Source organism: Streptomyces sp. NPDC001599 (genome assembly GCF_042893535.1).
Lineage (GTDB): Bacteria > Actinomycetota > Actinomycetes > Streptomycetales > Streptomycetaceae > Streptomyces.
Map to the genome: position 1 here is coordinate 43,191 of NZ_JBIAVA010000004.1, position 17,351 is coordinate 60,541.

At 71.4% G+C, this 17,351-nt stretch carries 16 protein-coding genes and 1 riboswitch; of the genes, 1 reads left to right on the top strand and 15 read right to left on the bottom strand.

Annotated features, from left to right (window positions below; all coding sequences use genetic code 11):
* Positions 1-32 precede the first annotated feature (32 nt).
* Both ACFYZ3_RS13015 and ACFYZ3_RS13020 read right to left on the bottom strand, forming a co-directional pair.
* A complete protein-coding gene (locus ACFYZ3_RS13015; protein ID WP_388516836.1) occupies positions 33-818 on the bottom strand; it encodes an SGNH/GDSL hydrolase family protein in 786 nt (261 codons plus the stop codon).
* A gap of 244 nt (positions 819-1,062) precedes the next feature.
* The gene (locus tag ACFYZ3_RS13020; RefSeq protein WP_388516067.1) at positions 1,063-1,992 is read right to left on the bottom strand and encodes a peptidoglycan DD-metalloendopeptidase family protein; all 930 of its coding nucleotides are present in this window, start codon (positions 1,990-1,992) and stop codon (positions 1,063-1,065) included.
* 4 nt (positions 1,993-1,996) lie between these two features.
* Positions 1,997-2,154, bottom strand: a riboswitch (cyclic di-AMP (ydaO/yuaA leader).
* A 424-nt stretch (positions 2,155-2,578) separates the two neighbouring features.
* Here ACFYZ3_RS13020 and ACFYZ3_RS13025 point away from each other — a divergent pair.
* On the top strand, positions 2,579-3,376 hold the full coding sequence (locus tag ACFYZ3_RS13025; protein WP_388516069.1) for a tyrosine-protein phosphatase: 798 nt from the start codon (positions 2,579-2,581) through the stop codon (positions 3,374-3,376).
* A 21-nt stretch (positions 3,377-3,397) separates the two neighbouring features.
* On the opposite strand, the gene ACFYZ3_RS13030 is transcribed toward ACFYZ3_RS13025, so the two are convergent.
* From ACFYZ3_RS13030 to hpnC, 13 genes are all read right to left on the bottom strand, one after another.
* Positions 3,398-3,517 carry a DUF6126 family protein gene (locus ACFYZ3_RS13030; RefSeq protein ID WP_115745381.1) on the bottom strand — a complete coding sequence of 40 codons (120 nt, stop codon included), beginning with the start codon at positions 3,515-3,517 and terminating at the stop codon, positions 3,398-3,400.
* On the bottom strand, positions 3,514-4,128 hold the full coding sequence (locus tag ACFYZ3_RS13035; protein WP_388516070.1) for a helix-turn-helix domain-containing protein: 615 nt from the start codon (positions 4,126-4,128) through the stop codon (positions 3,514-3,516). The genes ACFYZ3_RS13030 and ACFYZ3_RS13035 overlap by 4 nt, the downstream gene beginning before the upstream one ends.
* 71 nt (positions 4,129-4,199) lie before the next feature.
* Positions 4,200-5,585: an aspartate aminotransferase family protein gene (locus tag ACFYZ3_RS13040; protein WP_388516071.1), complete on the bottom strand. Its 1,386-nt coding sequence runs from the start codon at positions 5,583-5,585 to the stop codon at positions 4,200-4,202.
* Positions 5,586-7,514, bottom strand: coding sequence for a 1-deoxy-D-xylulose-5-phosphate synthase (dxs, locus tag ACFYZ3_RS13045; RefSeq protein ID WP_388516072.1), 1,929 nt, complete (start codon positions 7,512-7,514; stop codon positions 5,586-5,588).
* 25 nt (positions 7,515-7,539) lie between these two features.
* On the bottom strand, positions 7,540-8,694 hold the full coding sequence (gene ispG / locus ACFYZ3_RS13050; protein ID WP_388516073.1) for a flavodoxin-dependent (E)-4-hydroxy-3-methylbut-2-enyl-diphosphate synthase: 1,155 nt from the start codon (positions 8,692-8,694) through the stop codon (positions 7,540-7,542).
* A 4-nt stretch (positions 8,695-8,698) separates the two neighbouring features.
* Entirely contained in the window at positions 8,699-9,721 is a 1,023-nt protein-coding gene (hpnH, locus tag ACFYZ3_RS13055) for an adenosyl-hopene transferase HpnH (RefSeq protein ID WP_003972231.1), read from the bottom strand.
* A 6-nt stretch (positions 9,722-9,727) separates the two neighbouring features.
* Positions 9,728-10,369, bottom strand: a complete 642-nt coding sequence (locus ACFYZ3_RS13060) for a 1-hydroxy-2-methyl-2-butenyl 4-diphosphate reductase (RefSeq protein ID WP_361015944.1) — start codon at positions 10,367-10,369, stop codon at positions 9,728-9,730.
* Positions 10,369-12,411 carry a squalene--hopene cyclase gene (shc, locus tag ACFYZ3_RS13065; RefSeq protein ID WP_388516074.1) on the bottom strand — a complete coding sequence of 681 codons (2,043 nt, stop codon included), beginning with the start codon at positions 12,409-12,411 and terminating at the stop codon, positions 10,369-10,371. The genes ACFYZ3_RS13060 and shc overlap by 1 nt, the downstream gene beginning before the upstream one ends.
* Before the next feature lie 116 nt (positions 12,412-12,527).
* Positions 12,528-13,592 carry a polyprenyl synthetase family protein gene (locus ACFYZ3_RS13070; RefSeq protein ID WP_388516839.1) on the bottom strand — a complete coding sequence of 355 codons (1,065 nt, stop codon included), beginning with the start codon at positions 13,590-13,592 and terminating at the stop codon, positions 12,528-12,530.
* 68 nt (positions 13,593-13,660) lie between these two features.
* Positions 13,661-15,097 carry a hydroxysqualene dehydroxylase HpnE gene (gene hpnE, locus ACFYZ3_RS13075; RefSeq protein ID WP_388516075.1) on the bottom strand — a complete coding sequence of 479 codons (1,437 nt, stop codon included), beginning with the start codon at positions 15,095-15,097 and terminating at the stop codon, positions 13,661-13,663.
* Positions 15,094-15,252 carry a DUF6380 family protein gene (locus ACFYZ3_RS13080; RefSeq protein ID WP_388516076.1) on the bottom strand — a complete coding sequence of 53 codons (159 nt, stop codon included), beginning with the start codon at positions 15,250-15,252 and terminating at the stop codon, positions 15,094-15,096. Before ACFYZ3_RS13080 ends, hpnE begins: the two co-directional genes overlap by 4 nt.
* A complete protein-coding gene (hpnD, locus tag ACFYZ3_RS13085) occupies positions 15,252-16,202 on the bottom strand; it encodes a presqualene diphosphate synthase HpnD (protein WP_388516077.1) in 951 nt (316 codons plus the stop codon). The genes ACFYZ3_RS13080 and hpnD overlap by 1 nt, the downstream gene beginning before the upstream one ends.
* Positions 16,199-17,110, bottom strand: a complete 912-nt coding sequence (gene hpnC, locus ACFYZ3_RS13090) for a squalene synthase HpnC (RefSeq protein ID WP_388516078.1) — start codon at positions 17,108-17,110, stop codon at positions 16,199-16,201. Before hpnC ends, hpnD begins: the two co-directional genes overlap by 4 nt.
* Between the last annotated feature and the right edge of the window lie 241 nt (positions 17,111-17,351).

Here is a 17,351-nt window from a genome sequence, read left to right on the forward strand (position 1 = left end):
ACCGGCCCGCCGGGACACCACCGGTGTCCGCGTCAGGCCACCGAGGCGATCCGCGTCTTGATGTCGTCCGGCGACAGCGTCCCCTTGGCCGTCACGTGGTCGCCCGACGACTCGCCCCGCAGGCGGCGCCCGATCCACGGCACCAGGTACTCGCGCGCCCAGTGCACGTCGTCGCGCCGGACGTCGAGCGTGCCGCGCGGCGGCAGGGGCGGCCAGGGCTGGTCCGGGTCGGCCGGGACGCGCAGGCCCAGGGCCTGCCCCGCGCGCAGCGCCACCCGGGTGTGGCCCTCCGGCGACAGGTGCAGCCGGTCGGCGTCCCACGCCCTGCGGTCCTGGACGCTCCTGAGCGACCACAGGTCGAGCACCGGGCAGCCGTAGCGGTCCGCGATGGCGCGGACGTGCCCGTTGTACGTGGCGATCTTGCCGCGCAGGTGCTTGAGGACGGGCACCCCGCGGGTGTCGAACCCGGTGGTCACCAGGACGGTCCCGGCCGCGGCGGTCAGCGCGGCCACCGCCAGCTCGAACCGCTCGGCGACCTCGTCGGGATCGGTGCCGGGCCGGATGATGTCGTTGCCGCCCGCCGCGAACGAGACCAGGTCCGGCGCGAGTCCGACGACCCGCGGGAGCTGTTCCGCCACGATCTGGTCGAGGAGCCTGCCGCGCACGGCGAGGTTCGTGTACGTGAAGTCGCCCTCGGGGCGCCGGTCCGCGAGCAGTACGGCGAGCCGGTCGGCCCAGCCGACGAACGCCCCGTCGGGGCCGGGGTCGCCGACGCCCTCGGTGAAGCTGTCCCCCACCGCCACGTACGACCCGATCACTGCTCTGCTGTCACTCTTCGAATCGTCTGCCACATCGGCCCATGATTCACCTTGGAATGTGACCTACGCGACCGTAGGAAGGGATTGACGGGCGGTGAGAAAGGCCACGCCTAAAGTATTCGTCAATTCCGGAATACGGCGAGGTCCTTGTACGGCGCGTGCACCGTGGTCCGGACACGCCGAAGGCCGGACCCGGGGATCGGGGTCCGGCCTTCGGTGCGCGGGGGCCGCGCGGAACCGGTCGTCAGACGGAGACGCCGTGCGAGCGCAGGAACGCCAGCGGGTCGATGTCCGAGCCGTAGTCCGGCGTGGTGCGGATCTCGAAGTGCAGGTGCGGGCCGGTCACGTTGCCGGTGGCACCGGAGAGGCCGACCTGCTGACCCGCCGTCACCGACTGACCGGCGGAGACGGAGAGCGAGGAGAGGTGGGCGTACTGGGCGTAGTGGCCGTCGGCGAGCTGGATGACGACCTGGTTGCCGTACGCGCCGCCCCAGCCGGCGGAGACGACGGTGCCCGCGCCGACGGCCTTGAGGGAGGTGCCGGTCGGGACGACGAAGTCGGTGCCGGTGTGGTAGCCGCTGGACCACATGCTGCCGGACTGGTGGTACGGGGTACCGACAGTGCCGCCCGCGACGGGGGAGGTGTAGCCGCTGGTGGTGCCCGTGGACTGGCTGCCGGTGTCCGAGGAGGAGGTCTTCTCGGCGTCCGTCGACTTCTGGGCCGGCTTGGCGGCGGCGGGCTTCTCGGCGGACTTCTGCGCGGGCTTGTGCGACTGCGCGGAGGACGGCGCCGACGGCTTGGCGGCCTGGCCGTCGATCGAGAGCTTGAGCCCGGGGTGGATCAGCGACGGGTCGGAACCGACGGCCTCGCGGTTGTCCGCGTAGAGCTTCTTCCAGCCGCCGTCGACGTCCTGCTCGTCGGCGATCTTCGAGAGGTAGTCCCCGCTCTTCACGGTGTAGGTGCGCGAGTCGGAGTTCTTCTCGGCGGCGGCCTTCTTGGCCGACGTCGGAACGGACTGCACGGCCTGCTCGGAAACGGAGTGCGCGGGAGCGGCGTTGGCGGCGGCGGCACCCATCAGCGGGAGCGCGAGCGCGGCGCCACCGGTTCCGGCGACGGCGATGGTGCGGGTCAGGCGCATGGCCCTGGTACGGCGGTGCTTACCCTTCGCGGGCATGGCGAATTCCTCTCCGGCGCCTGCGAGGTGAGCTGTCGGGTGCGGGCTGGAGATGCCCGGCCGCGTCGGAACGCGGCTTTACCCCAAGCCGTTCCGGGAACCGGAACAGGCAGTTCTACCTGTGGGTCCCCCGCTCCTGCCGTGTACGGGTGGTCGATGAGTGCGGGCTCCGGTCGGCGGCAGGATTAGGCGTCCGTCCGGATCGGTGGTGAACGTAAGGGACCAAGACGCAAGGGGACAAGCGAGGGGTTCCCTCGACAGGTGTTCCGATTGATCCTTTACGGGGATATCCGGTAACCCTGCGTCGATTTCCGTCGCGCGCTTTTACCTGAAGCCCCTTGAGAAACAGTTGAATTACGTGAACATGACGGGCAACGCACGGTCACGGATATGACGCTGCTCACGCGCCTCTCATTCACCCTGCGCCATTTCAGGGCCAGTTGTTATCAAGGCGCCAATTCGGACAGAAGGCTCTTATCTGCCCGGAATATGCCTCCGGGTGCGATTTCGCGCACAGGGGATGCCGTATCGTCGGGTGAAGCCCGTCGGCGAGCAGCGGCGGCGGGGCGGAGTGGGAGGAGCCCCCGTGACGCAGCAGGTCCCGTCGACCGAACCCGAGCTGACCGGCGTGCGCAACTTCCGGGACGTGGGCGGACTGCCGACCGTGGACGGGCGGCGGGTGCGGCAGGGGGTGCTGTTCCGCAGCGGTCACCTGGCTCACGCCACCGGGGAGGACGCCGCGTTCCTGGCCTCGCTGGGCCTGCACACGATCTTCGACTTCCGCAACGCGGCCGACCAGAAGCTCGAGGGCCCGGACGTCGAGCTGCCCGGCGTGCGCAACGTCAACCTGCCGCTGAGTGACCCGGCCGACGGCGCCGAGTTCTGGAAGATGGTCCGTGACGGCGACCTCGACCAGCTGCGCGAGATCCTGGCCGACGGCAAGGCCGCGGACCGCATGATCGGCTCCTACCGCTCGATCGTCACGGAGCGCACCGCGGAGCACTCCCGCATCCTGCACGCGCTCGCCGAGGACAGCGTCCCGGCCCTGATGCACTGCGCCGCCGGAAAGGACCGCGCGGGCCTGTCGATCGCCGTCACCTTGCTCGCCCTGGGTGTCGAGCGCGAGGCCGTCGTCGAGGACTACCTGAAGTCGAACGCCGCGCACCGCCGCTACAAGGTGCGCCGCAGCGGTTCCGCGGCCTCCGCCTACTCCCCCGAGGTCATGGAGCTGCTCAGTCCCCTGTTCGACGCGCGCGCCGAGTACCTGGCGGCGGCCTTCGAGACCGTCGAGGAGACGTGGGGCGGCGTCGACGCCTACCTGGAGCGGGGACTGCGGCTCGCTCCCGCGACCCGGGAGCGACTGCGCGAGCGGATGCTGGACTGAGCCACCCGCCTGCGGACGGCGCTACTTGGCGCCCACCTCGAACAGCAGGTAGAGGAAGCCGCCGAAGACGTGCCCCAGGGCGATGTAGACGACCAGCCGCACCCACAGGGCGCGCGGGAACTTCTCCTGCATGGTACTCATGGCGTCTCTCCAGGGGTCGGGCCGAGGCACAGGGCGGCCGTCGGGCTCTGCAGCAGGGTGTGGACGAACAGCAGCTCGACCCCGTCGAGGTCCTGCGCGGCGATCCGGTGCGGGGTCATCGAGTCGAAGTGGGCACTGTCGCCCGCGGTGAGCCGGTGCTCGGTGTCCCCGAGGCGCAGGAGCAACCGGCCCCGGAGGACGTGCAGCCACTCCTCGCCGGGGTGCACCCGCACGACGTCGCCCTGGGAGCCGTACGGCACCTGGACCCGCAGGGCCTGCATGCCGCGGCCCGGCGCTCCGGCCCGCCAGTACGTCCAGCCGCCCGCGGCGGTGGGTTCCATGTCGGCGGCGCGCACGACGGCGTCCCGGTCCGCGGCCGTCTCGCCCAGCAGCTCGGCGACGGTCGTACCGTAGACCCGGGCGAGGGACAGCAGCATCGGCAGCGCGGGCTGGCGCTGCCCTGTCTCCAGGCGGGAGAGGTGGGCGGGCGACAGCCCCGCGGCACGGGCCGCGGCCTCCAGGGTGAGGGCGGCCCGCCGCCGCAGCTCCCGCAGCTGGGGCGCGACGGCGGCGACCGCCCCCTCGGCGGGGCCGGTCTCGGAGGAGCTCATACCTCCATTCAGCCCGAATTTTGCCCGTCGGGCAAATTCTTTGCCTCAGAGGCAAAAACACCAGGGTGCGCTCAGCGGTTGGCCACCGCCTGCTTGACCAGGGTCTTCCCGAAGTCCCACATCAGGCCACCGCCATTGTGCGCGTCCTCCATCACCTCCGTGAAGGCGTCGACGAACCGGTCGGCGTCGTCGGTGTCGATGATCAGCGGCGGGATCAGTTTGATCACCTCGAGGTGGTCGCCGGACACCTGGGTCAGGATCCGGTGCCGTTGCAGCAGCGGCACGACCACCATCTGCGCGAACAGTCCCTTCCGCGCCGCCTGCAGCATCGTCCAGCGGCTGCGCAGCTTCAGGGACCTGGGCCGGCCGAACTCGATGCCGATCATCAGTCCGCGGCCCCGGACGTCGGCGAGCAGCTCGTAGCGGTCCACCAGCTCCGACAGCCGGGACTTCAGCCGATCCCCCACCGCGGCGGCGTTCGCGACGATCTCCTCGTTCTCCATCACCGACAGCACCGCGAGCCCGGCGGCCATGGCCTGTGCGTTGGACCCGAAGCTCGCCGAGTGGACCTGCACGCGGTCCATCGAGGAGTACACCTTCTGGAAGATCCAGTCCTTGCCCAGGGTGGCTCCCACCGGCACGTATCCGCCGGACAGCGCCTTGGCGACGCAGACCAGGTCGGGTTCGACGCCGTCCGAGTGCTGGTAGGCGTAGAACTTGCCGGTCCGGCCGAGGCCCGTCTGCACCTCGTCGGCGATCAGCAGCGCCTTGTGCCGGTGCAGCAGCTCCTGCGCGGCGAGCAGGTAGCCGGGCGGGGCCTCGTGCACGCCCTTGCCCTGGACCGGCTCCACGATCAGGGCCGCCACGTCGCCCTTCTTCAGCTCCCGCGCCAGGGCGTCCAGGTCACCGAGCGGGACGGCGGTGTCGGGCAGCAGCGGCGCGAAGCCCTTGCGGAAGCCGTCCTCGCCGTTGACGGAGAGCGAGCCGGCGGTCAGTCCGTGGAAGGCGTGCGTGCAGTACAGGATCCGCTGCCTGCCGGTCGCGTACCGGGCGAACTTCAGCGCGGTCTCGACGGCCTCGGTGCCGCTGTTGCCGAAGAAGACGCGGTCCAGGTGCGGGCTGTAGGAGAGCAGCTTCTCGGCCAGCAGGCCCGGCAGCGGCGGGCAGTCGAAGCGGGTCAGGTCGGCGAGCGAGGCGTCGAGCACGTCGTGCAGCGCCTTGCGGACGACCGGGTGGTGACGGCCGAGGCCCATCACCGCGAACCCGGCGAGCATGTCCAGGTAGTCGTTGCCGTCCGCGTCCCAGAAGTGCGCGCCCTCGGCACGCTCGTAGACCTTGTCGAAGCCGATGGTGTGCAGCATGCGCGGCAGCTGGTGGTTGAGGTGCTTGGCGTGCAGCTCGTACCGCTCGGCCCCGCGCTCGGCCAAGAGTGCGGCGAGGTCGAACTCCTTGGTCATTCAGTTCTCTCCTTGCGCTGGCATGACGATCCGTCCGTCGCCGGACTCTTCCACTGCCGGTTCGGCGAGGGCCAGGCTCGCGGCGATCCGGCCGGCGACGTCGACCGGGGTGAGCCCGATGTCCGCGAGCACCTCGGCGCGCTTGGCGTGCGCGAGGAACTGCTCGGGAATGCCGAAGCGGCGCACGGGGACGTCGACCTCGGCGTCGCCGAGCGCCAGCGCCACCGCGGAACCGACCCCGGCAGCACGGCTGTTGTCCTCGACCACGGCCACCAGCCGGTGCCGGGCCGCGAGGGGTGCGAGGGCCGGGTCGACGGGCTTGACCCAGCGCGGGTCGACGACGGTGCAGCCGATGCCGCGGGCCTCGAGGAGTTCGGCGGCCCCGAGGCAGACGGGCGCCATCACGCCCACCGCCACGAGCAGCACCTCGGGCCGGTCCGCGGCGTGCAGGACGTCCAGGCCGCCGATCCGGTCGACGGCGGGTACGGCGGGTCCGACGGACTCCTTCGGGAAGCGCAGCAGCGTCGGCGCGTCGTCCACGGCGACCGCCTCGCGCAGCTGGGCGCGCAGCTGGTCGGCGTCGCGCGGGGCGGCGATCCGCAGCCCGGGGACGACCTGGAGGACGGACATGTCCCACATGCCGTTGTGCGAGGCCCCGTCGACACCGGTGACGCCGGCCCGGTCCAGGACGAAGGTGACGCCGCAGCGGTGCAGGGCCACGTCCATCAGGAGCTGGTCGAAGGCGCGGTTGAGGAAAGTGGCGTAGACGGCGACGACCGGGTGCAGTCCCCCGGTGGCCAGCCCGGCGGCGGACACGGCCGCGTGCTGCTCGGCGATGCCGACGTCCCAGACCCGGTCGGGGAACCGTTCGGCGAAGGGGGCGAGGCCGACCGGGTGCAGCATGGCCGCGGTGATCGCCACCACGTCCTCGCGTTCCTCGCCGATCCGGACGATCTCCTCACCGAACACCGAGGTCCAGGACGGGCCGCCCGCCGGGCTGAGCGGCTCGCAGGTCAGCGGGTCCATCACACCGACCGTGTGGAAGTGGTCCTCCTCGTCGCGCAGGGCGGGTTCGTAGCCGCGGCCCTTCTCGGTGAGGCAGTGCACCAGTACCGGGCCGTGGAAGCGTTTGGCACGGCGCAGCGCCGACTCGACGGCGCCGATGTCGTGCCCGTCGATCGGGCCCAGGTACTTCAGCCCCAGGTCCTCGAACAGGCCCTGCGGCGCGAAGGCGTCCTTGAAGCCCTTCTTGGCGCCGTGCAGGGCCTCGTAGACGGTGTTGCCGACCACGGGCGTGCGCTGGAGCACGTCCTTGCCCCAGGCCAGGGCGCGCTCGTAGCTGTCGGTGGTGCGCAGGGTCGCGAGGTGGTTGGCGAGGCCGCCGATGGTCGGGGCGTACGAGCGTTCGTTGTCGTTGACGACGATGATCAGCGGCCGGTCCCTGGCCGCCGCGATGTTGTTCAGCGCCTCCCAGGCCATGCCGCCGGTGAGCGCGCCGTCACCGATCACGGCGACGACGTGGCTGCGCTCCCCCTGCACCTGGCGGGCCTTGGCGAGGCCGTCGGCCCAGCCGAGGACGGTGGAGGCGTGGCTGTTCTCGATGACGTCGTGCTCGGACTCCTCGCGCGAGGGATAGCCGGACAGGCCGCCCTTGCTGCGCAGCTTGGAGAAGTCCTGACGCCCGGTCAGGAGTTTGTGCACATAGCTCTGGTGGCCGGTGTCCCACAGGATGCGGTCGTCCGGCGACTCGAAGACCCGGTGCAGGGCGACGGTGAGTTCCACCACGCCGAGATTGGGTCCGAGGTGACCGCCGGTGCGGGCGACCGCGTGCACCAGGAAGTCACGTATCTCGTCGGACAGTTCACCGAGTTCCGCCTCGGACAGCGCCTTCAGGTCGCGTGGTCCCCGGATGTTCTCCAGAATCGTCACGCTCGGGCCCCCTTCGGTCCGCGTTTCAGCTCACGGTGACGGCCGGCTCCCCCGAGGCGCCGTCCTTCTCCATCTGCTCCGCGATCCTCATCGCCTCCTCGATGAGGGTCTCCACGATCTTCGACTCGGGGACGGTCTTGACGACCTCGCCCTTCACGAAGATCTGCCCCTTGCCGTTGCCGGAGGCGACGCCGAGGTCGGCCTCGCGCGCCTCACCGGGCCCGTTGACGACGCAGCCCATGACGGCCACGCGCAGCGGCACCTCCATGCCCTCCAGGCCGGCGGTGACCTCCTCGGCCAGCTTGTAGACGTCGACCTGGGCCCGGCCGCAGGACGGGCAGGAGACGATCTCCAGTCGGCGTTCCCTGAGCCCCAGCGACTGGAGGATCTGGATGCCGACCTTGATCTCCTCGACCGGCGGAGCGGAGAGGGAGACGCGGATGGTGTCGCCGATGCCCTGGGAGAGCAGCGCGCCGAAGGCGACCGCCGACTTGATGGTGCCCTGGAACGCCGGGCCCGCCTCCGTCACCCCCAGGTGCAGCGGGTAGTCGCACTGGGCGGCGAGCTGGCGGTAGGCCTCGACCATCACGACCGGGTCGTTGTGCTTGACCGAGATCTTGATGTCCCGGAAGTCGTGCTCCTCGAAGAGCGAGGCTTCCCACAGCGCGGACTCGGCGAGGGCCTCGGGGGTCGCCTTGCCGTACTTCTGGAGCAGGCGGCGGTCGAGGGAGCCGGCGTTCACGCCGATACGGATCGGGGTGCCGTGGTCCTTCGCCGCCTTGGCGATCTCCTTGACCTTGTCGTCGAACTGCTTGATGTTGCCCGGGTTCACCCGGACCGCGGCGCAGCCGGCCTCGATCGCGGCGAAGACGTACTTGGGCTGGAAGTGGATGTCCGCGATCACCGGGATCTGCGACTTCCTCGCGATGACGGGCAGCGCGTCGGCGTCGTCCTGGGTGGGGCAGGCCACCCGGACGATCTGGCAGCCGGACGCCGTCAGCTCGGCGATCTGCTGGAGCGTCGCCCCGATGTCGGAGGTGCGGGTCGTCGTCATCGACTGCACCGACACCGGGGCCCCGCCCCCGACCGCCACCGGCCCGACCTGGATCCGCCGCGACACGCGCCGCTCGGCGATCGGCCGGACCGGTACCTCGGGGAGCCCCAAGGGGATGGCGGTCATGACGTCACTCCCGGTTTCCGGAGACCGTCTCCCGCATGGCGCGCAGGGACTCCTTGAGCGAGCCCATGGTGGCCAGGACGGCGGTGGGCTCGTAGCCGCAGTGCGCCATGCAGTTGTCGCAGCGCGGGTCCTTGCCGCGGCCGTACTTGTCCCAGTCCGTCTTCTCGATCAGCTCCCGGTATGTCGGGACGTACCCGTCGCTCATCAGGTAGCAGGGGCGCTGCCAGCCGAAGAGGGAGTAGTTCGGGATCGCCCAGGCGGTGCAGGGGAAGTCGACCTTGCCCTCGAGGAAGTCGAGGAAGAGCGGGGAGTGGTTGAGCCGCCAGCGGGCCCGGTTGCCGCCCGAGAACGCCTTCTTGAACAGCTCGCGGGTCTGCTCCACGCCCAGGAAGTGCTCCTGGTCGGGCGCCTTCTCGTAGGCGTAGGCGGGCGAGATCATCATCTCGTCGACCTTGAGGTCGTCGTTGAGGAAGTTGAGCACCTCGACGATGGTCTGCGGGGTGTCGGTGTTGAAGAAGGTCGAGTTGGTGGTCACCCGGAAGCCGCGCCGCTTGGCCTCCTTGATGGCCTCCACGGCCTCGTCGAACACGCCCTCCTTGGCCACGGACTCGTCGTGCCGCTCGCGCAGCCCGTCGATGTGCACCGCGAAGGCGAAGTACGGCGAGGGCTTGAACTTGTCCATCTTCTTGCGCATGAGCATGGCGTTGGTGCAGAGGAATACGTACTTCCGCTTGGCCACCAACTGCCGCACGATCTCGTCGATCTGCGGGTGCATCAGGGGCTCGCCACCGGCGATGGAGACCATCGGCGCGCCCGATTCCAGCACCGCCCCCACGGCCTGCGCGACCGGCATGCGCTGCTTGAGCACACCGGCGGGGTGCTGGATCTTGCCGCACCCCTCGCACGCCAGGTTGCAGGCGAAGAGCGGTTCCAGCTCCACGATGAGAGGGAACTTGTCCCGTCGGCGAATCTTCTGTTCGGCCAGGTATGTAGCGACCTTGATGGACTGGCGCAGGGGCATGGCCATCTGGGCTCACCTCCGGGGGAGCAACAAAGAACGGTGCCATTCGAAAAATGCGGGAAGAACGGATCGAAGAACGCGGAAAGCCGATATTCCACCGCGCACGGTGCCGATCCGGACGAGTTCGTGTTCTGGAGCGTCCACGACCACCCGGACGGCCGCAACCGGGCGCGGGCCCGTGCGGACGGCGCTCAGGAGCGTGGCCGCGGACTCCATGTCCACGGCGATCGCGCCGGTCGCGAGCAGGTCGGCGCGTTCGGGGCCGCGGACGACGTGGTCCGAGCCGGTCAGCGGCCCGGTGTGGACGGTGCGCCCGGGGACGGCTCGCGCGAGTTCCTTGACGAGCCGGTCGGTCGCGACGCAGGGGACGGTGGAGCGCGGGTCCCGGGTCTCCTCGGCGACGACCAGGTCGCCGGGGTGCATGCCGGGCGAGAGTCCGGCGCAGAAGCCCGTGGCGAGCACGGCGGCGCCCTCGAGCGCCGGGTCGGCGAGGACCCGGGTGACCGAGCGTTCGGCCGCCTTGGGGCCCATGCCGGTGCGCAGGACGGTGACCGGCCCGCCGGCGCCGGCGCGGTCGCCGGTGCGCAGGGCGAGGTGTTCGATGCCGAGCGCGCAGGCGATCAGCAGCGGGGACGGGCCGGTCTGCGGGGTCATCAGCTGCCCTTCACCTCGGCCGGAGCGGACTCGGTGAGGGCCTCGGCCGCACGGGGCTTCTTGGCGAAGGGATCCCCGTGGACGTACCGGCCGAGCGCGGTGAGCGGGAAGACCTGGCGGTAGAGGTTGTAGTTGATGGAGAAGTCCCACGGGAAGCCGGTGCCCGTGAAGTAGGGCTCGTCCCAGGAGCCGTCCTCCCGCTGGGTGGCCGCGAGCCATTCGACGCCGCGTTCCACGGCCTTGGACTCCCGCTCCCCCGCCGCCAGCAGGGCCATCAGCGCCCAGCCGGTCTGCGAGGCGGTCGAGGCGCCCCGGCCGCTCCACTCCCGGACGTAGCGGTAGGAGCGCAGGTCCTCGCCCCAGCCGCCGTCCTCGTTCTGGACGGACTCCAGCCAGCGCACCGCCCGGCGGACGGCCGGGTGCGAGGTGGGCAGTCCGGCCGCGGTCAGCGCGGGGATCACGGAACCGGTGCCGTAGACGTAGTTGACGCCCCAGCGGCCGAACCACGAGCCGTCCGCCTCCTGGGCGTCGAGCAGCCACTGGATGCCGCGGCGCGTGCGCGGGTCGTGGGCGAGGCCCTCGACGGCGAGCATCTCCACGACGTGCGCGGTGACGTCCGCGGACGGCGGGTCGATGACCTCGCCGAAGTCGCAGAAGGGCAGCCGGTTGGGAAAGGCGCTGGTGTTGTCGACGTCGAAGGCACCCCAGGCGCCGTTCTTCGACTGCATGCCGAGGTTCCAGCGCACCCCGCGCCCGATCGCCTTCTCCACCCGCTCCGGGTCGTGGTGCCTGACCCGGCGCAGGGCGAGGACCACCTCGGCCGTGTCGTCGATGTCGGGGTAGTTGTCGTTGTGGAACTCGAACGCCCAGCCGCCTGGCGGGAGTCCGGGGCGCTTCACCGACCAGTCGCCGGGGCGCACGATCTGTTCGCCGAGCATCCAGTCCGAGGCCTTCACCAGCTGCGGGTGGTCCTCGGGCACGCCCGCGTCGGCCAGCGCGATGGTGGCCAGGCAGGTGTCCCACACCGGGGACTGGCAGGCCTCGATCATCCGGGCGCCGTCCTCGCGCCACACGGCGAAACGGTCCAGCGACTCCAGGCCCGCACGCATCACGGGGTGTTCGAGGTCGTAGCCGAGCAGGTAGAGCGCGATGACCGAGTAGACGGCGGGGGGCTGGATTCCGCCCCAGCAGCCGTCGTTCTCCTGCCGCTCGATGATCCAGCGGGCGGCGCTGTTCATCGCGGCCTTGCGCAGGCGGCGCGGGGCGACCTTGCGGTAGGCGTGCAGGGCCTTGTCGATGCGTTGGAAGGCGCCGTCCCAGCTGGCCGCCGGGGCCAGCGGGCGCGGCGGGTTGGGGCGGGCAGGGTCGGTGTGCAGTTCGTCCAGCGGGAAGGGCGCGGGACGCACCGGCCGCTTCGCGGAGACGATGGTGAGCGGCACGATGGTCTGCCGGGCCCAGCAGCCGAAGTCGTAGATGTTGAGCGGGACCCAGGTGGGGAAGTAGATGAGCTCCGGCGGGAGTTCGGGCAGGTCGTCCCACTTCCACCAGCCGAACAGGGCCAGCCAGATCCGGGTGAAGACGCGGGCGGAGGCGATGCCGCCGCGGGACCTGATCCACTCGGCGGCCCGCGCCATGTGGGGCGCGTCGGGCGCGTCGCCGGCCAGGCGGAGGGCGACGTAGGCCTCGATGGTCGTGGACAGTTCGCCGGGGCCGCCGTAGAAGGTGGCCCAGGTGCCGTCCTCGCGCTGCTCGCCGCGGATGAACAGGGCGGCGGCGCGGGTGGTCTCCTCGTCCTGGATGCCCAGGAACTGACGCAGGAGCAGGTCTTCGGCGTCCATCGTGACGTTCGTCTCGAGGTCGCCCTTCCACCAGCCCTCGGCGTCCTGCTTGGCGAGCAGGAAGTCGGTGGCACGCCGGGTGGCGCGGGCGGCGGCTTCGGGTACCCCGGCCGCCGCGGCGGGGATCGTGATGTCGGTGTCGCTGGCCGAGGCTGCCAGGGGCCGCAGGGAGGCTCCGGTGCTTCCGTCGGTCGTCGCTGTCATGGCTTCCCCTTCGTGCAGTGTGCATGTGGTGCGTCTGCTGGGTCCGCCGTCGGCCGGTGCTCGTGTCTCCACGACACCGGCCGGCGACTACGCGAGGGCTATTCGACCGATAATGATCATCTCTTTCGTACGACGACGAAGTCCGCGAGTGCCGTGAACCGGTCCCGCACCCGGTCGGGCATGTCGACGGCGTCGAGGGCTTCGATGGCGATGGTGTGCTGGCGACGCGCCTCGTCGGCGGTCCACTCCCGCCCGCCCGCTTCCTCGATGAGGGCGGCGCGGGCCGCGAACTCCTCCTCGGAGAAGTTCGCGAAGTCGCTGGCCTTGGCATCGGCCGTGAGGATCTCGCCGAGCCGCTCGGAGGCGGGCCCGCCGGCCGCGAGGGCGGCGACGACCGGCAGCGACTTCTTGCGCTGGCGCAGGTCGCTCCAGGTCTGCTTGCCGGTGGCGCCCGGGTCGCCCCAGATGCCGAGCAGGTCGTCGACGGCCTGGAAGGCGAGACCGAGGTGGTAGCCGTACTTCTCGAGGGTGTCGGCGGTGTGTTCGGCGGCGCCGCCGAGCACCGCTCCGATGGAGCTGGCGCAGGCGAGCAGGGCGCCGGTCTTGTTGCCCTCCATCTCCAGGCACTCCTCGACGCTGACGCGGTCGCGGTGTTCGTAGGAGATGTCCTGGGCCTGGCCGTCGATCAGGGACCGGCTGGCCTTGGTCAGGCGGCGGGTGGCCCGCCCGGCCTCGACGGTGCCCAGTTCGAGCAGCACCTCGTTGGCCAGGGCGAACAGGGCGTCGCCGACCAGGATGGCCTGGGCGGGGCCGTGCACCTTCCAGACGGTGTCGCGGTGGCGGCGCTGCTCGTCGCCGTCCATCAGGTCGTCGTGCAGGAGGGAGAAGTTGTGCACCAGTTCCACGGCCACCGCGCCGGGCACGCCGGCCTCGGGCGCGGCACCGGTGACTTCGGCGGAGAGCACGGCGAGCGCGGGGCGGACGGCCTTGCCGCCGTCGCCGTCCGCGGGGTTGCCCTGGGCGTCGATCCAGCCGAAGTGGTAGGCGGCGACGGTGTCCATGGGAGGGGCCAGGCGGTCGACCGCCGCCCGCAGGACCGGCGTGGCCAGGGTCCGGCCGCGCTCCAGAAGCGCGGTCACGTCCACCGTGGTCCGTCGATCGGCCTTCGGGGCCGGGGGCACAGTGGGCACAGTCTTTCCTCCAGTTGCGGTGCCGGGAGTGCGGGAGCCGGTCCCGCGCGGATCGGCTTTCACGCCGCCTCCTCGAAGAAATCGGGGAGGAGGCCGCGGGACCGGCCCAGGGCGCCGAGCGCGGCGGCCGCCGCCCCGACACCGCTGCGAACCGCACTCTCCATGGTCGCGGGCCACCCGGTGGCGGTCCACGCTCCGGCCAGGTAGAGGCCGGGTGCCTTGGTGCGGGCGCCGGGCCTCAGGCGCCCGACGCCGGGGGCGGGGGCGAACGTGGCGGTGCGCTCCCTGGTCACGAAGAAGTCCTTCACCTCGGCACCCCGGGTGCGCGGCAGCAGCCGCTCGAGTTCGGGCAGGTACCGCTCGCGCAGCACGGCCACGGGCTCGTCGATGTCGTTCTGCGCGGTCGACTGGGACAGCGCCAGGTACTGACCCTCCTTCAGCCCGGAGGCCTCGGTGCGGTCGAACACCCACTGGACCGGGGTGCCGAGGGCCGTGAGGAACGGTGTGGCGAGCACCTTGCGGTCGTAGATCACGTGGATGTTGAGGATCGGCGCGGTGCCGATCCGCAGAAGATTTTCCGGGGCGTCCAGCGCACCGTCGGGCAGCAGGTCGTGGGCCTCGCGCTGGGGTACGGCGAGGACGACGGCGTCCGCTTCGAGCGTCTCGCCGGGAACCTGAACGCTCCAGCCGCCGTTCTCGTTTACAGAGACGGAGGTGACGCGTGTACGGACCTCGGTACGGACGCCCGCGGAGTCGAGCGCCTTGCGGGCCAGCCGGTCGTGCAGTTCGCCCAGCGGGACACGGGCCCACCCGATGTCGGCCGCTCCCGGGTCGGACAGCAGACCGGTCTTGAACACCATCGCGGCGAGCCCCAGCGAGGCGTCGCCCGCGACCGCGTTGAGGGTGGCGACCCCGACCAGGTCCCACAGGGCCTCGACGGCACGCGCCGACTGACCGTGCGCGGTCAGCCAGCTGCCGAAGTCCTGGGTGTCCAGGCTCGGATCGGCGAGGTCGAGCCCCTTCAGCGCGAGCGCGGCGCGTCCCACCGAGGCGCGTTCGGCGAGGGAGAGGTGCGGGTAGGCCGCCAGGCTGCGCCCCAGATGCAGGGGGACGGGCAGCGCGTCGCGCCGCAGTCTGCCGAGCCGGTTGCCCTCGGCCCTGGCCAGGTCGACCACGGGCACGTCGAGACGTTCCTGCACCGGTGCGAGCGCGGCTCCGCCGATCCGGTCGAGGAACCACCGGTAGGCGGTGCAGCAGCGCAGGTACACGTGCTGGCCGTTGTCGACGGTGAGGTCGCCGCGCTGGAAGGAGAAGGCGAGCCCGCCCAGCCGGGGGCGTCCTTCGAGCAGGGTGACGCGCACCCCGGCGTCCGCGAGCGCCAGCGCGGTGGTGACCCCCGCGAGTCCGCCGCCGACCACGACGGCATGCCCGCCGGGGCCGAGGGCGGAGACGTCCGCGAGCACTCCGCCCTCGCGCGTGCCCTTGCCCTGCGTCATGGTGCGCCCTTCCCTGTCCGGCCGCCGCGGTGTTTGAACGGCGTACGGCTGACCGTCTCAGTCAGGGACGCCGACCGCCACCGCAGGGTTGCCCGACGCTGCCCGCCGCCCGTTTTGTGCGGGCCCCGGGTGTCGAGTGTGCCCGGTGTGCCCATCAGGCGCGCCTCCTGACGGTCCGCCGGGTGACGTGCCGCGCGTCGAGGCCGGACAGGCCGCGCACGGCGACGTACGCCTTCTCGCGTCCCGGCAGGGAGACCCGGCCGCGCAGTACGGCCTCGGGGTCGCGCTCGATGCGGTCCAGAAGACGGCGGTAGATGCCGGCCATGGCGGCCACGCAGGCGCCGCTGCGCCGGTCGAGCATGGGCAGCAGCCGGTAGCCCTCGGCGAAAAGGGCGCGGGCCCGACGCACTTCGAAGTGCACGAGGCCCGCGAAGTCGGAGCCCTCGGGTGGGGTGGGCCCGTTGAACCCGGCCGAGCAGCCGAACTTGGCCAGGTCGTCGGCGGGCAGGTAGGTGCGCCCGCCCTCGGCGTCCTCCCGGACGTCGCGCAGGATGTTGGTGAGCTGGAGCGCGAGACCGAGCGTGTCGGCGTACTCGGGCGCGCGCTCGGCGCCGCGCGCCCCCGGTTCGGTGCCGAAGACGCCGAGCGAGAGGCGTCCGATGGCGCCCGCCACGCAGCGGCAGTAGACCTTCAGGTCGTCCCAGGTCTCGTAGGTCTCGCCGCGCAGGTCCATCTGGACGCCGTCGATCAGCTCGTCGAGGCCGCCGAGCGGGATCGGGAACCGCCGGGCCGCGTCGGCGAGGGCGACGGCGACCGGGTCGGTGTCGTCCTCGTCGACCGCGCCGTCCTGGATCCGGGCGAGCACGGCCCGGGTCTCGTCCAGCCGGGCGACCTTGACGTCGTCCGCCAGCACTCCGTCGCCGATGTCGTCGACCCGGCGCGAGAACGCGTACAGCGCGGACATCGCCCGCCGCTTGGGCGTGGGCAGCAGCCGGATGCCGTAGGCGAAGTTGCGTGCCTGCTGACCGGTGACGGCCTCGCAGTAGCTGTAGGCGGCGAGCACCGGCGCCGGCATGTTCGCTGTCGACTCCACGGACCCGATCACCCCTCTCCTCGCAGGACCACGCCCGCCTCGCGCAGCAAGTGGACCTTGCCTGACTTGGGCGGGCCGGGAAGTACGTCGTGATCCGCCGCGGCGATCGCGTTCAGCGCCGCCCTGCCGCCCGCCACGAAGCCCGCGAGGAGCAGTCGCAGCCTGCCGTGGACGCTACCCACCAGGGGGGCACCTTCATTCAGCAGGTCGCGGGCGCGGGCGGCCTCGTAGGCGATCAGGGCGCGTACGGACGCGTTGGCGGTGGGCGCGGCGAGGTCCGTCTCCTCGACGTGGAAACGTTTCATGTCCTCGGCGGGCAGGTAGATGCGGTCCCGGCCCAGGTCCTCGGCGACGTCCTGGAGGTGTTCGACGATCTGCAGGGCGGTGCAGATCTCGTCGGAGCGGCGGATCCGTTCGGGGGTCGAGGTGCCGGTGACGGCGAGGACGAGACGGCCGACGGGGTTGGCGGACAGCTCGCAGTAGGCGAGGAGGTCGTCGTAGGTCTCGTACCGTGCGACCAGCTGGTCCTGGCGGTTGGCGGCGATCAGGCCGAGGAAGGGCTCGGGGGTCAGCGCGCGGCGCCGCACGGTGGGCGCCAGACGGCGCAGCAGCGGGTGGCGGGGCGGGCCGTCGGAGCCGTCGAAGACACGACGCAGGTCCGCCTCGAAGGCGTCCAGCATCAGCAGTCGGTCGTCGGCGCGGTCGTCGGGGACGCCCAGCAGGCGGGCGTCCGCTCCACCCGGGGCGAGGTCGCCGTCGCCGATGTCGTCCACGAGGCGGGCGAAGCCGTAGACGGCCATGAGGTCGGTGCGCCAGGCGCGGGGCAGGAAGAACGGGGCGACGGGGAAGTTCTCGTCCGCGGCCTTGGCCAGGGTGCCGCGCTCCGGGTCGACGGCGTGCGCCGTGTCGGTGACCGTCATCGCGGGCTGCCCTGGGCGGGGACGGCGCACGCTTCGCGGAGCTGGGGAGTTTCCGTAGCCATTGCCGTCACATCTCCCGTTCTACACTGCCGACCCAATACACACTATTTCGGACACGCCGCCCTGCCACCCGCGCGGCAGGCCCGCTCCAGGGTGTCGGGCATTATCGCCCCATGTGCCGCGTTTCAGGACCGGTACAGCTTACGTTGTACAACTCACGGGCGTTCGTCGGGGTGCACAG